Genomic DNA, 13,911 nt, shown 5'->3' on the forward strand with positions numbered 1-13,911 from the left:
CTGGTCCGCCTCACCTCGCCCGATCCGGCGTCGGCCGCCTCCACCCTGCGCTTCCTGCTCTCCCCCAAGTCGGCCTACGTGAGCGGCCAGGTCGTCGAACTCACCGACGCCGCACCGGCCGACGCCGACCCCGACCGCCCCCTGGCCGGCCGGACGGCGCTGGTCACCGGAGCCGCCCGCGGCATCGGAGCGGCCGTCGCCGAGGTCCTCGTCCGCGACGGCGCCCATGTGGTCTGCCTCGACGTCCCGCAGGCCCGGGCCGACCTGGTGCGCACGGCCGACGCGCTGAACGGCACCGCGGGGCGGGCTGGGGCAGGCCGAGCCTGCGGGTGAGGAAACGGCCGGGGGCCGTGCCGGTGAAGTGCAGATAGCGGTCGGCCATTGTCCTGACTCCCTGCTCGGTCGTAGATTTACCCGAGAGTAAGGTTACTCAAGAGTCAGGAGCTGGTCGAGATGGTGTCGATGATGCCTCGCAGGGTCGCCGTGATCGGCGGCAGCCGCATCCCGTTCGCCCGGTCCGACGGTCCCTACGCCACCGCGTCCAACCAGGAGATGCTCGGCGCGGCGCTGGAGGGTCTCGTCGGGCGCTTCGGGCTGACGGACCCGGGCGCGGTCGGCGAGTTCGTCGCCGGGGCGGTCCTCAAGCACAGCCGCGACTTCAACCTCGCCCGGGAGACCGTCCTCGGCTCCGGACTCGACCCGCGCACCCCCGCCTACGACATCCAGCAGGCGTGCGGCACCGGCCTGCAGGCGGTGATCGCCGTCGCCAACAAGATCGCCGTCGGCGGCGTGGAGAGCGGCATCGCGGGCGGCGCCGACACCACCAGCGACGCGCCGCTCGGCGTCAACGACGAGCTGCGCCGCATCCTGCTCGCCGCCCGCCGCGCGAAGACCGCCGGCGCCCGCCTCGCGGCGCTGTCCCGGATCCGCCCCCGGCACCTGGTCCCCGACATCCCGCGGAACGCCGAACCCCGTACCGGCCTGTCGATGGGCGAGCACGCCGCCGTCACCGCCCGCAGGTGGGGCATCTCCCGCGAGGACCAGGACCTGCTCGCCGCCACCAGCCACCAGCGGCTCGCCGCCGCCTACGAACGCGGCTTCCTGGACGACCTCGTGGTCCCCTTCCGCACCCTGGAGCGCGACCAGAACCTGCGCCCCGGCTCGACTCCGGAGAAGCTCGCCGGTCTGCGGACCGTCTACGGCAACGACGGCCCCGCACCCACCATGACCGCGGGCAACTCCACCCCGCTCACCGACGGGGCGGCCACCGTGCTGCTGGCGAGCGAGGAGTGGGCCGAGGCGCGCGGCCTCACGCCGCTGGCCTACCTCACCGCCTACGAGACGGCCGCCGTCGACCATGTCGCCGGTGACGTCACGGGCGGCGAGGACGGTCTGCTGATGGCGCCCGCCTACGCCGTCCCGCGCATGCTGGAACGCGCCGGGCTCTCGCTCGGCGACTTCGATCTGGTGGAGATCCACGAGGCGTTCGCGTCCCAGGTGCTCGCCACGCTCGCCGCCTGGGAGAAGCGGGGGCTGCCGCCCGTGGACCGCGACCGGCTCAACGTCGCCGGGTCCTCGCTCGCCACCGGGCACCCCTTCGCCGCCACCGGCGCCCGGATCGTCGCCACGCTCGCCAAGCTGCTCGCGGAGCGGGAGGGCCCGGCCCGGGGCCTGATCTCGGTCTGCGCGGCGGGCGGCCAGGGCGTGACCGCCGTCCTCGAACGCGCCTGAGCCGCCGTACGCCCCCGCACCCCGCACCCCGCACACCCGCACACCCGCAGGATCCGCCCACACCCCTGACGAGGAGCCGCACGTGTCCGCCGATCTGGTCCCTTCCGCCGCGCCCGCCCTGGTGGAGCCCCACAAGAAGCAGGTGAACGGAGTCGTACGGGAGGTGTCCGTACCGCCGCTGGCGCCTCCGGCCACCCGCGGCTCCCTCGCCGACATCCCCTTCGACAACGAGCGCGACGCCCCGGGCGAGGCCGTCCTCGCCCGGAAGGACGCCGACGGACAGTGGCGGGACGTCACGGCCGCCGAGTTCGCCGCCGACGTGCGGGCCGTGGCCAAGGGGCTCGTCGCGGAGGGGCTGCGGCCCGGTGACCGGCTCGCCATCATGGCCCGCACCACCTACGAGTGGACGCTGCTCGACTTCGCCGCCTGGGCCGCCGGACTCGTCACCGTCCCGATCTACCCCACGTCGTCGGCTTTCCAGGCCCGCTGGATCCTGGAGAACTCGGGCGCGGCGGCCTGCGCGGTGGAGAGCGCCGAGCAGGCCCGCCTGATCAGCCAGGAGCGCAGGCAGCTCCCCGGCCTCGACCACCTGTGGGTCTTCGACACGGGGGCCGTGGGGCAGCTGCGCAAGGCGGGCGAGCGCGCCCGGATACCCGAGGCGGTGCTGACCGCCCGCCGGGAGACCCTCACGCCCGACTCCGTGGCGACCCTGGTCTACACCTCGGGCACCACGGGGCGCCCCAAGGGCTGCGTGCTGACCCACGGCAACTTCTTCGCCGAGGTCGACAACGCCATCGAACTCCTGCACCCCGTCTTCAAGTCGGTCAGCAAGGAGCCCGCGTCCACCCTGCTGTTCCTGCCGCTCTCGCACGTCTTCGGGCGGATGGTCGCCATCGGCTGCCTGCGCGCCCGGGTGCGTCTCGGCCACGCGCCGTCGATCAGGACGGACGATCTCCTCGCCGATCTCGCCGGTTTCCGGCCGACCTTCCTGCTGGCCATCCCCTACGTCCTGGAGAAGGTCTTCAACACCGGCCGCGCCACGGCCGAGAAGATGGGCCGCGCCGCGTCGTTCGACCGGGCCGCGGGGATCGCCCGGCGGTACGGGCAGGCCGTGGAGGCCGCCGAGCAGGGCACCGGACGGGGCCCCTCGCTCGGGCTGCGGGCCGCCCGGGCCCTCTACGACCCGCTGGTCTACCGCCGCATCAGGGCCGCGCTCGGCGGCAAGGTCCGCTACGCGATCTGCGGCGGCTCACCACTCGGCAGCCGGCTCGCGTCCTTCTACGCGGGGGCCGGGATCCAGATCTTCGAGGGCTACGGCCTCACCGAGACCACGGCCGCCTCGACCGTCACCCCGCCGCTGCGGCCCCGGCTCGGCACCGTGGGCTGGCCGCTGCCCGGCACCGCGGTGCGGATCGCGGACGACGGCGAGGTGCTGCTGCACGGCGGCCACGTCTTCGGCGGGTACTGGGACCCCGAGCGGGCGGCCGCCGTGCCCGTCGTGGACGACGGCTGGCTCCCCACGGGCGATCTGGGGGCCCTCGACGAGGGCGGCTATCTGACGATCACCGGCCGGAAGAAGGACATCATCATCACCTCGGGCGGCAAGAATGTCGCCCCGGCCCCGCTGGAGGACTGGCTGCGGGCCCACCCGCTGGTGAGCCAGTGCATGGTCGTCGGCGACGACCGCCCGTACGTCACGGCGCTGATCACCCTGGAGCCGGACGGGCTCGACCACTGGCGGCGGATGAAGAAGAAGGCGGGCGTGCCGCTGGCGGAGATCGTCCGGGACGAGGAACTGCTCGCCGCGCTCCAGCGTGCCGTGGACGAGGCCAACCGGCTGGTCTCGCGGGCCGAGTCGATCCGCAGGTTCACCGTGCTCACCTCCGACTTCACGGAGGAAAGCGGCCATCTGACCCCGTCGCTCAAGCTCAAGCGGGCGGAGATCGCGCGGGACTTCGCGGCGGACATCGACGGGCTCTACCGGTAGGCGCCCGTGCCCGTGCCGGCGCCGTCGGGGGCGGGCTCCGGGCACGAGCCCCCGGGCACAGGCAGGAGCCCTGCCCCGTACGACGGTACGGGGCAGGGCTCCTTGGGTACTGCTAAGTCGTGCGCGATCGCCGACCCTGGCCCTTAGGCCGGGGTGACGTTCTCCGCCTGCGGGCCCTTGGGGCCCTGGGTGACGTCGAAGTTCACGACCTGGTTCTCCTCGAGGGAGCGGAACCCGGACGCGTTGATCGCGGAGTAGTGGACGAAGACATCCGGGCCGCCGCCGTCCTGGGCGATGAAGCCGAAGCCCTTTTCAGCGTTGAACCACTTGACGGTTCCGGTAGCCATAAGCCCTCCTTGGGCCAAAGGGTTGCCCTGCTCCAGAACCTGCAAGAAGTCTGAAAACGACAAAAGCCTGCGGGTTACATGCTCCGCAGGCTCTGTACTGCAAGGGAAACCAAACTGCAACTTGCGTCGAGCCTAGCACGCAGCGTGTGCGCAGCGGTAGAGGTGAAGATCACGTCACCCGTCCGTTTGACCGGGTGCCCGCCGGGCTGACCCGCGACCCCTCCGACGAGGGACGACGTGCCGGTGGTCGGCCCCGGCCGGGCCGCGGGACGGGCACGGGGCTAGCCTCACGATGTGGACAGTCACGGTGAAAGCACAGCAACCGGCATCCGGCGCAGCAGGCCGAGGGTCGGCCACATCCAGTTCCTGAACTGTCTCCCTCTTTACTGGGGGCTGGCCAGAACGGGAACCCTGCTCGACCTGGAACTGACGAAGGACACCCCCGAGAAGCTCAGCGAGCGTCTCGTCCGCGGTGAACTCGACATCGCGCCGGTGACCCTCGTCGAATTCCTGCGCAATGCCGATGAGCTCGTCGCCTTTCCCGACCTCGCCGTCGGCTGCGACGGCCCCGTGATGTCCTGCGTGATCGTCTCCCAGCTCCCGCTGGAGCGGCTGGACGGCCAGCGGGTCGCCCTCGGCTCCACCTCGCGCACCTCGGTCCGCCTCGCGCAGCTGCTGCTGAGCGAGCAGTACGGGGTGGCGCCCGACTACTACACCTGCCCGCCGGACCTGGGCGTGATGATGCAGGAGGCGCAGGCCGCCGTCCTCATCGGCGACGCGGCGCTGCGCGCCTCCCTCCACGACGCCCCGCGGCTGGGCCTGGAGGTCCACGACCTCGGCCGGATGTGGAAGGAGTGGACGGGGCTGCCGTTCGTCTTCGCCGTCTGGGCCGCCCGCAAGGACTATCTGGCCCGGGAGCCCGAGGTGGTCCGCAAGGTGCACGAGGCGTTCCTCGCCTCCCGGGACGTGTCCCTGGAGGAGGTCACCAAGGTCGCCGAACAGGCCGCGCGCTGGGAGGCCTTCGACGCCGAGCTGCTGGAACGCTACTTCACGACACTGGACTTCCGTTTCGGGACCGACCAGCTCGCCGGCGTACGGGAGTTCGCCCGCCGGACGGGGCCGACCACCGGTTTCCCCGCCGACGTGCACGTGGAACTGCTGGCCCCTGCCGGCTGATCCGGCAGCCCGCTCCGCCCGTCCGCCGCCCCAGGCTTTCCTGCCCCCGCGGCACTACTCTGACCCGACGGGCCAGGAGACCAGGACCGACCGGGGGAGTCGACATGCAGCCGCTGGATCCGGGTGAACCGCGCAGCATCGGGGGGTACCGGCTGCTCGGCCGGCTGGGCGCGGGCGGGATGGGACGCGTCTATCTCGGCCGCAGCGCCGGCGGGCGGACGGTCGCGGTCAAGGCCGTCCATCCGCACTTCGCGCTCGACGACGAGTTCCGGGCCCGGTTCCGGCGCGAGGTCGAGGCCGCACGGCGGGTGGGCGGCGAGTGGACCGCACCCGTCCTCGACGCCGGACCCGACGACCCCGTGCCCTGGGTGGCCACCGGATACGTCGCAGGGCCCGCGCTCTCCCAGGCGGTCGCCGCCCACGGGCCGCTGCCCGCGGACGCGGTACGGGTCCTCGGCGCGGGACTCGCCCGCGCCCTGGAGGCGGTGCACGGGCTGGGCCTGGTGCACCGGGACGTGAAGCCGTCGAACGTCCTGCTGACCCTGGAGGGCCCCCGGCTGATCGACTTCGGCATCGCCCGTGCCACCGACGGCACCGCCTCGCTCACCTCGACCGGCGTCTCCGTCGGCTCCCCGGGCTACATGGCCCCCGAGCAGATCCTCGGCAAGGGCGTCACCGGCGCGGCCGACGTCTTCTCGCTCGGGGCCGTCCTCGTCTACGCGGCGACCGGGCAGGCGCCCTTCGCCGGCGACTCCTCGGCCGCCCTGCTCTACAAGGTGGTCCACGAGGAGCCCGAACTGGGCTCCCTGGACGCCTCGATGCGCGAGATCGCCGGAGCCTGCCTGGCCAAGGACCCGGCCGCCCGCCCCGCCCCCGCGGAGCTCGCCGCCCGGCTCGACGAGGCGGGCGCGGACATCGGTCCCGGGAGCTGGCTGCCCGAGCCGGTGGTCCGCACGATCAGCCACGCGGCCGTCGAACTGCTGCACCTGGAGTCCTTCCCCGCCGGCGGGGACGCGGCGGACGCCCCCGGCCCGCCGGCCGTCCCCGCTCCGGCGGGGGCGTTCGGCCCGCCCGTCGAACCCGCCGGCCCGGCGGCGCCGTGGGCGCCCGCCCCGGGGCCGGGCGGGCTGTCGCTCACCGCGAGCGGCGGGCCCCGGGGCCGCCGCGTCAGCTGCACGCTGGCGCTCACCCTCGCCGGCGCGCTGGCCGCCGTGACCCTCGGCGGCGCCTTCGTGCTGGACCTGCTGCCCGGGGCCGGCGGCGGCGAGCGGGGCGCCGACGCCGGCAAGCGGCCCAGTGGGTCGGCGACCGCGTCCGAGGCCCCCGGCTCGGGGGACGCCGAGCCCGGCGGCCGGCTGCCGAAGGAGTTCGCCGGCACCTGGGAGGGCGCGATCACCGCGTCCGGCCTCCCGGCCGGGACGATGAAGGTCACCCTGAAGGAGGCGGGGACCGGCGAGCGCACGGGGGAGGCGGAGCAGACGGACATCCTCGGCAACGTCATCTGCGTGGACGTGCTGACCCTCGCCGAGGCGAAGGACCGCACGGTGCTCGTCGACTCGGAGGCCGGCCCGCGCAGCACCGGCGTCTGCACCACCGGCACCTCCCGGATCCGGCTCGAACTCCGCGGCGACGGACTGCGCTACGTCTCCTCCGACGACCGCGCCGGCCGGCCCACGGGCACCCTCGCCCGCGTCGGCGGCCGGTGACGGGGCCGGGCTCCCGGCGGGGCGCGGACGCCGCGCGCGGCCGCGTCCGACCCGTGGCGTAGCCTGGATCGGTCCGAAGATCCGCAGAAAACCGCCGAAGGGTGACGCCCGGTGACCGAGAAGGCCGACCTTCAGCCCGTCCTGGACCGTGCCGCCGCAGGGGGCCGGATCACCCCGGAAGAGGCGCTCGACCTCTACCGCTCCGCTCCGCTGCACGCCCTGGGCGCCGCGGCCGACGCCGTGCGCCGCCGCCGGTACGCGGGCACCGAGCACATCGCCACGTACATCATCGAGCGCAACATCAACTACACCAACGTGTGCGTGACGGCCTGCCGCTTCTGCGCCTTCTACGCCGCGCCGAAGGACACCGCGAAGGGCTGGACCCGCGACCTCGACGACATCCTGCGCCGCTGCGCGGAGACCGTCGAACTGGGCGGCACGCAGATCATGTTCCAGGGCGGCCACCACCCGGACTACGGCGTCGAGTACTACGAGAAGCACTTCTCGGCGATCAAGAAGGCGTTCCCGCAGCTGGTGATCCACTCGCTCGGCGCCTCCGAGATCGAGCACATGGCGCGGATCTCCGGAGTCTCCGCCGAGGAGGCCATCTCCCGTATCCACGCCGCCGGCCTGGACTCCTTCGCCGGCGCGGGCGCCGAGCTGCTGCCCGAGCGGCCGCGCAAGGCCATCGCGCCGCTCAAGGAGTCCGGCGAGCGCTGGCTGGAGATCATGGAGATCGCGCACGGCCTGGGCGTCGAGTCCACCTCGACGATGCTCATGGGCACCGGCGAGACCAACGCCGAGCGCATCGAGCACCTGCGGATGATCCGCGACGTGCAGGACCGCACGGGCGGCTTCCGCGCCTTCATCCCGTACACGTACCAGCCCGAGAACAACCACCTCAAGGGCCGTACGCAGGCGACCCTGTTCGAGTACCTGCGCATGATCGCCATCGCGCGGCTCTTCCTCGACAACGTCGCCCACATCCAGGGCTCCTGGCTGACCACGGGCAAGGAGGTGGGCCAGCTGTCGCTGCACTACGGCGCCGACGACCTCGGCTCGATCATGCTGGAGGAGAACGTCGTCTCCTCGGCCGGCGCCAGGCACCGCTCCAACCGCCTGGAGATCATCGACCTGATCCGCAAGGCGGGCCGTGTCCCGGCCCAGCGGACCACGACGTACGAGCACATCGTCGTCCACGACGACCCGGCCCAGGACCCGGTCGACGAGCGCGTCGTCTCCCACATCTCCTCCACGGCGATCGAGGGCGGCACGGCTCACCCGGAGCTGAAGCTGCTGGGCGCCGGCTGACGCCGTGGTGCTGACGATCCACGTCGCCGAGGCGTCGCCCGGGTCCGCCGTCCTGGTCGACGGCGGGTCCGTGGTGGGCGTGGGCCCGTACGAGGACCTGGTCGCCGTCCGCCCCGAGGCCAGGGTGCGGCGGTGGCCCGGGATCCTCACACCCGGGCTGCTCAACCCGTACGGTCCCGAACTGCTGGAAGGCTGCTACCACCCGGATCCGCGCGAGGCCGACGCGTTCGGCACCGAGCCGGTCACCGGGGAGCGGGCACAGGCACTCTTCAGGGCGGACGCCTCACGGCGCGGCGCGAGCGCCCGGCGCGGAGTGCAGCGGCTGCTCGCCCACGGCACGGTCGCCGTCGCGGGCGAGCTGCGCAGCCGCGCCGCCCAGGACGCCGTGCGCCGCGCCGGGCTCGCGGTCGGCCGCCGCCCCGGGACGCTGCCGGGGCCCCCGTCCTTCTCCCCGGCGCCGCTCGTCCTGCTCCCGCAGCCGGCGCCCGGCGCCCCCGCCCGCTTCGCCGTGTTCGACGTCCCCGACCGTGCCGCGCTGGTGCGCCGGGGTGCGTCGACCTGCGTGGCCACCGTCATCGCCGGCCGCCTGGTGTACCGGGCCCGCTGAAGGCCGCGCGCGGCCGCGGTCGCGGCGCGTGCGGCGACGCTCTCCTGGGGGCGCAGGACGGCCCCGCCACCGCCAGGACCATCCCCGCGCCCGGGGACGGCCGCTCCCCTCCGCGCGCGCCGGGCGGGGCACGCGGGCTCCCCGGGGGACCCGCCGCCCGTCCGCGCTCCCGCCCGACGCCCCGGAGGTGACCGGGCGGGGATCGCGGGGCAGCCCCGGCCGACGGGGGCGGGGCTGCTTCAATGGGGGTCGTGACCCGAGCAACCCTGGACAAGCAGCCGCACGAAGTCGCCTCGATGTTCGACGACGTGGCGGCGAACTACGACCTCACCAACGACGTGCTCTCGCTCGGCCAGGACCGGCGCTGGCGCAAGGAGGTCGCCAAGGCGGTCGACGCCCGCCCCGCGCAGCGGATCCTCGATCTCGCCGCGGGCACCGGCACCTCGTCCCTGCCGTTCACCGCCACCGGCGCGTACGTCGTGCCCTGCGACTTCTCCCTCGGCATGCTCCGCGAGGGCAAGAAGCGGCACCCGTGGCTGCCGCTGACCGCGGGCGACGCCACACGCCTCCCCTTCGCCGACGGGGTCTTCGACGCCGTGACGATCTCCTTCGGACTCCGCAACGTGCAGGACACCGGCCGGGCGCTGCGCGAGCTGTACCGGGTGACGAAGCCCGGCGGCCGGGTGGTCATCTGCGAGTTCTCGCACCCCACCTGGGCGCCCTTCCGCACCGTGTACGAGGAGTACCTGATGCGGGCGCTGCCCCCGGTCGCGCGCGCGGTCTCGTCCAACCCCGACGCGTACGTCTACCTCGCTGAGTCGATCCAGAGCTGGCCCGACCAGCCCGGTCTCGCCCGGCAGCTCCAGCACGCCGGCTGGTCGAAGGTGGCCTGGCGCAACCTGAGCGGCGGGATCGTTGCGCTGCACCGCGGCACCAAGCCGTAGGGCCGTGGAGCAGCAGGCCGTCGCCCTGGACTACCAGGCGGTCCTGGAGCAGGTCGCCGCCGATGTCGCTCCGCTGGTCGGCAGCGGCCGCCCGGCCGCGTACATCCCGGCGCTCGCCGGGGTGGACCCGGGCCGTTTCGGGATGGCCGTCGCCGATCTGCACGGCACGGTGTACGGGGTGGGGGACTGGCGGCGCCCGTTCTCCGCCCAGTCGATCACCAAGGTGTTCACGCTGGCGCTCGTCCTCGCCGCGGGCGGCGACGCCCTGTGGCGGCGGGTCGGCCGGGAGCCGTCCGGCAACCCGTTCAACTCCCTGGTGCAGCTGGAGTACGAGAACGGCATCCCGCGCAACCCGTTCATCAACGCCGGCGCCCTGGTCGTCACGGACGCGCTCCAGACCCTGACCGGTGACGCGAGCAGCGAACTCCTGGACTTCCTGCGCGAGGAGAGCGGCAACCCGGAGCTCGGCTTCGACCCGGACGTCGCCGCGTCGGAGGCCGCCCACGGCGACCGCAACGCCGCCCTGGCCCATTTCATGGCCTCGTACGGCAACATCGCGGGCCCGGTCCCGGCGCTGCTCGACCACTACTTCTGGCAGTGCTCGATCGAGATGAGCTGTGCCGATCTCACCCTGGCCGCACGGTTCCTGGCCCGCCACGGTCTGCGGGCCGACGGTTCGCGGCTGCTCACCCGCAGCGAGGCCAAGCAGATCAACGCCGTGATGCTCACCTGCGGCACCTACGACGCGGCAGGCGACTTCGCCCACCGGGTCGGCCTGCCCGGCAAGAGCGGCGTGGGCGGCGGGATCGTGGCCGTGGTGCCCGGGCGCTGCACGCTGTGCGTGTGGAGCCCGGGCCTGGACGCCCGCGGCAACTCCGTCGCGGGGGTCGCGGCACTGGACCGCTTCACGACGCTGACGGGGCTGTCGGTCTTCTGACGCCGCCGCCGCGGCGGCGCGGCGGGCGCGGCGGGCGTGGCGGCGTGGCCGCTGCGGCGCGGTGTCGGTCAGGCGAGGGCCAGCCGGAAGCAGTACCCCTGCTGCTTGCCCACGGGGGTCGTGAAGGACTCCGCGAGCTCCATCCCCAGCCGCCGGATCACCGCGATGGAGCGCTCGTTGCGCGCGTTCACCATCGCCACCACCTGCTCCACACCGGCGGCCTTCACCCGCTCCAGGGTGGTGCGGGCCGCGGCCGTCGCGTATCCCCTGCCCCACGCCGTGCGGGCGAGCCGCCAGCCGATCTCGATCTCGCCGACCGGCCCGAAGTCCGTGTGCGGCCACGGCTGGGCGCCCGTGAAGCCGACGACCTCGCCGTCGTCGTCGAGGATCGTCCAGAAGCAGAAGCCGTGTTCGGCGTCGTGCCGCCGCTGGCGGGCGGTGAGTTCCTCGTAGACCGACAGTTCGGCCGACCTGCCGCCGTGGAACTCCATGACGTCCGGGTCGGCGAAGATCCGGTGCCAGGCCAGGGCGTCCTCGTCCGTGGGGACACGCAGCCGGACAGCGGGGAGGGACCTGCCGCTCATAGATGGAGCCCTTCAGTCGGCGGAAGCGTACGCCCCCATAGACTGCACATGTCCTGTGCCGTTCGGTACGCAATATCGAATCGAATCTTCGGGAGATCCCGCCGTGACCGAAGCCCTCACCGAGCACACCGCCGATGTGATCGTCGTCGGCGCGGGCCCCGCCGGCTCCACGACCGCGTACTACCTCGCCAAGGCCGGCCTGGACGTGCTGCTGCTGGAGAAGACGGCGTTCCCGCGCGAGAAGGTGTGCGGCGACGGTCTCACCCCGCGCGCCACCAAGCAGCTGGTCTCCATGGGCATCGACATCTCGGAAGAGGCGGGCTGGCTGCGGAACAAGGGCCTGCGGATCATCGGCGGCGGCGTGCGCCTCCAGCTCGACTGGCCGGATCTCGCCGCGTACCCCGACTACGGACTCGTCCGCAAGCGCGACGACTTCGACGAGCAGCTCGCCCGGCAGGCGCAGAAGGCGGGGGCCCGGCTGTACGAACGGTGCAACGTCGGCAGCCCGGTGATCGACGACCGCACGGGCCGGATCACGGGCGTGCACGCCAAGCTCGGCGAGGAGAAGACCCCGGTCACCTTCCGTGCCCCGCTGGTCGTCGCCGCGGACGGCAACTCCTCGCGCATCTCGCTGGCGATGGGGCTGCACCGCCGCGAGGACCGCCCCATGGGCGTGGCCGTGCGCACCTACTTCACCTCCCCCCGCCACGACGACGACTACCTGGAGTCGTGGCTGGAGCTGTGGGACCGCCGCGGTCCCGGCGAGGACCGGCTGCTGCCGGGCTACGGCTGGATCTTCGGCATGGGCGACGGCACGTCCAACGTCGGCCTGGGCGTCCTCAACACCTCCTCCTCCTTCAAGGAGCTGGACTGGCGCGAGGTGCTGAAGGCGTGGTGCGCGTCGATGCCGGAGGACTGGGGCTACACCGACGAGAACATGACCGGCCCCATCCGCGGCGCCGCGCTGCCGATGGCGTTCAACCGCCAGCCGCACTACACCAAGGGCCTGCTGCTCGTCGGTGACGCGGGCGGGCTCGTCAACCCGTTCAACGGCGAGGGCATCGCCTACGCGATGGAATCCGGCCAGATCGCGGCCGACGTCATCGTCCAGGCCCACGCCCGCCGCACCCCCGCCCAGCGCGAGATGGCCCTCCAGCGCTACCCGAAGGTCCTCAAGGACACCTACGGCGGGTACTACACCCTCGGCCGCGCCTTCGTGAAGCTCATCGGCAACCCGAAGGTCATGAAGATCGCGACGCAGCGCGGTCTCACCCACCCGCTGCTGATGAAGTTCACGCTCAAGATGCTGGCCAACCTCACCGACCCGACCGGCGGCGACGCGATGGACCGCATCATCAACGGCCTCTCCAAGGTGGCCCCGAAGGCGTGAGCCGCGCCGCCGGGGGACGTCCGCGTCACCCGGCGGGGCGGCGCCCCGGTGCGCCGGTCGCGACGAACGACCGGCGGTAGTCACTGGGCGAGACGCCGAACGCCCGGGTGAAGTGGTGGCGCAGGTTCGCCGCGGTGCCGAGGCCGCAGCGTTCGCCGATCCGCTCCACCGGCAGCCCGGTGGCCTCCAGCAGGGACTGCGCGAGGGCGAGCCGCTGCGTCAGCAGCCAGCGCAGCGGCGTGGTGCCGGTGGCGGCCAGCAGCCGTCTGTGGAAGGTGCGGGGGCTCATCCGCGCCCGGCGCGCCAGGTCGGTGACGCTCAGCGGCCGGTCGAGATGCCGGGTGGCCCACTGGAGCACCGGACCGAGACCGTCGTCGTCGGTCTCGGGGAGAGCGTGCTCGATGAACTGGGCCTGTCCGCCGCTGCGGTGGACCGGGACGACGAGGCGGCGGGCGAGCCGCCCGGCCACCCGGGCGCCGAGGTCGCGTCGTACCAGATGGAGGCACAGGTCCAGGGCGGCCGTCGCGCCCGCGCTGGTCAGCACCCGGTCCTCGTCGGTGTAGAGCACGGAGTCGTCGACCCGCACCGCGGGGTGCCGGGCGGCGAGCTGTCCGGTGTGCTGCCAGTGGGCGGTGGCGCGCCGTCCGTCGAGCAGACCGGCGGCGGCGAGGGCGAAGGCGCCCGTGCACAGCGAGACCATGCGGGCGCCCGAGGCCGCCGCGGCACGCAGGGCGTCGACGAGGGCTTCGGGCACCGGTTCGCCGTCGTCGACGCAGGCCTCGGGGACGGAGGGCACGATCACGGTGTCCGCGCCCACGAGGCCGTCGAGCGGGTGGGTGGGACGCGGCGCGAAGAGACCGGGCCCGGGCGGCCCGGTGTCCGGGTCGCCGCAGAGCCGGAGGGTGTACCAGGGGTCGGCCAGGTCGGGCTGCGGGATCCCGAACACCGTGCAGGCGATGGTGAGTTCGTACATCTCCCACAGGGAGAGTCCGACCCGGGGATCGGGGACCACGGCGATCGCGACGACGCCGGGGCCCGGCGGAACGGGGGAGGCGTCCATGGCCCCGACCCTACGGCAGGATCTTTGCGGCAGTGGTCGTTTCTGCCGCTGTCGGGTGGGCGGGACGGTTGCGAGGGTGGAAGCCCTGACCGACCGGACCGACAGGACCGACCGGACCGACCGAAAAACGG

The 13,911-nt window shown here is 73.4% G+C and carries 12 protein-coding genes and 1 pseudogene; 10 read left to right on the forward strand and 3 right to left on the reverse strand.

Annotated elements, in window-relative coordinates:
* From EAO77_RS09545 to EAO77_RS09555, 3 genes and pseudogenes are all read left to right on the forward strand, one after another.
* Window positions 1-300, forward strand: a pseudogene (locus EAO77_RS09545) (SDR family NAD(P)-dependent oxidoreductase); the annotation flags it as partial.
* A gap of 153 nt (window positions 301-453) precedes the next feature.
* Window positions 454-1,731: an acetyl-CoA C-acetyltransferase gene (locus EAO77_RS09550; protein ID WP_147987595.1), complete on the forward strand. Its 1,278-nt coding sequence runs from the start codon at window positions 454-456 to the stop codon at window positions 1,729-1,731.
* A gap of 82 nt (window positions 1,732-1,813) precedes the next feature.
* On the forward strand, window positions 1,814-3,718 hold the full coding sequence (locus EAO77_RS09555; protein WP_147987596.1) for an AMP-dependent synthetase/ligase: 1,905 nt from the start codon (window positions 1,814-1,816) through the stop codon (window positions 3,716-3,718).
* A gap of 143 nt (window positions 3,719-3,861) precedes the next feature.
* On the opposite strand, the gene EAO77_RS09560 is transcribed toward EAO77_RS09555, so the two are convergent.
* Window positions 3,862-4,065: a cold-shock protein gene (locus tag EAO77_RS09560; protein ID WP_003967102.1), complete on the reverse strand. Its 204-nt coding sequence runs from the start codon at window positions 4,063-4,065 to the stop codon at window positions 3,862-3,864.
* A gap of 294 nt (window positions 4,066-4,359) precedes the next feature.
* On the opposite strand from EAO77_RS09560, the gene EAO77_RS09570 reads away from it, so the two are divergent.
* From EAO77_RS09570 to EAO77_RS09595, 6 genes are all read left to right on the forward strand, one after another.
* The gene (locus EAO77_RS09570) at window positions 4,360-5,241 is read left to right on the forward strand and encodes a menaquinone biosynthetic enzyme MqnA/MqnD family protein (RefSeq protein ID WP_147987597.1); all 882 of its coding nucleotides are present in this window, start codon (window positions 4,360-4,362) and stop codon (window positions 5,239-5,241) included.
* 104 nt (window positions 5,242-5,345) lie between these two features.
* Window positions 5,346-6,947, forward strand: coding sequence for a serine/threonine-protein kinase (locus EAO77_RS09575; protein WP_147987598.1), 1,602 nt, complete (start codon window positions 5,346-5,348; stop codon window positions 6,945-6,947).
* A 111-nt stretch (window positions 6,948-7,058) separates the two neighbouring features.
* Window positions 7,059-8,258 (forward strand): cyclic dehypoxanthinyl futalosine synthase, encoded by a 1,200-nt coding sequence (mqnC, locus tag EAO77_RS09580; protein WP_147987599.1) that lies wholly within the window; start codon window positions 7,059-7,061, stop codon window positions 8,256-8,258.
* A gap of 7 nt (window positions 8,259-8,265) precedes the next feature.
* Window positions 8,266-8,865, forward strand: coding sequence for a hypothetical protein (locus EAO77_RS09585; protein ID WP_147989050.1), 600 nt, complete (start codon window positions 8,266-8,268; stop codon window positions 8,863-8,865).
* Window positions 8,866-9,116: 251 nt separating this feature from the next.
* Complete coding sequence (locus tag EAO77_RS09590; protein ID WP_147987600.1) at window positions 9,117-9,809, forward strand: demethylmenaquinone methyltransferase; 693 nt, start codon at window positions 9,117-9,119, stop codon at window positions 9,807-9,809.
* A gap of 25 nt (window positions 9,810-9,834) precedes the next feature.
* Complete coding sequence (locus tag EAO77_RS09595) at window positions 9,835-10,746, forward strand: glutaminase (RefSeq protein ID WP_147989051.1); 912 nt, start codon at window positions 9,835-9,837, stop codon at window positions 10,744-10,746.
* Window positions 10,747-10,814: 68 nt separating this feature from the next.
* Here EAO77_RS09595 and EAO77_RS09600 read toward each other — a convergent pair whose 3' ends face one another.
* Window positions 10,815-11,330: a GNAT family N-acetyltransferase gene (locus EAO77_RS09600; RefSeq protein WP_147987601.1), complete on the reverse strand. Its 516-nt coding sequence runs from the start codon at window positions 11,328-11,330 to the stop codon at window positions 10,815-10,817.
* A gap of 103 nt (window positions 11,331-11,433) precedes the next feature.
* Here EAO77_RS09600 and EAO77_RS09605 point away from each other — a divergent pair, with 103 nt between their 5' ends.
* Window positions 11,434-12,720: a geranylgeranyl reductase family protein gene (locus EAO77_RS09605; RefSeq protein WP_147987602.1), complete on the forward strand. Its 1,287-nt coding sequence runs from the start codon at window positions 11,434-11,436 to the stop codon at window positions 12,718-12,720.
* 25 nt (window positions 12,721-12,745) lie between these two features.
* On the opposite strand, the gene EAO77_RS09610 is transcribed toward EAO77_RS09605, so the two are convergent.
* Window positions 12,746-13,780, reverse strand: coding sequence for a helix-turn-helix domain-containing protein (locus EAO77_RS09610; protein WP_147987603.1), 1,035 nt, complete (start codon window positions 13,778-13,780; stop codon window positions 12,746-12,748).
* Between the last annotated feature and the right edge of the window lie 131 nt (window positions 13,781-13,911).

Source organism: Streptomyces sp. T39, assembly GCF_008042045.1.
Lineage (GTDB): Bacteria > Actinomycetota > Actinomycetes > Streptomycetales > Streptomycetaceae > Streptomyces.

Coding starts and splice junctions, on each gene's coding strand:
- EAO77_RS09550 (WP_147987595.1), top strand. CDS start 454: ATGGTGTCGATGATGCCTCGCAGGGTCGCCGTGATCGGCGGCAGCCGC.
- EAO77_RS09560 (WP_003967102.1), bottom strand. CDS start 4,065: ATGGCTACCGGAACCGTCAAGTGGTTCAACGCTGAAAAGGGCTTCGGC.
- EAO77_RS09575 (WP_147987598.1), top strand. CDS start 5,346: ATGCAGCCGCTGGATCCGGGTGAACCGCGCAGCATCGGGGGGTACCGG.
- EAO77_RS09600 (WP_147987601.1), bottom strand. CDS start 11,330: ATGAGCGGCAGGTCCCTCCCCGCTGTCCGGCTGCGTGTCCCCACGGAC.
- EAO77_RS09610 (WP_147987603.1), bottom strand. CDS start 13,780: ATGGACGCCTCCCCCGTTCCGCCGGGCCCCGGCGTCGTCGCGATCGCC.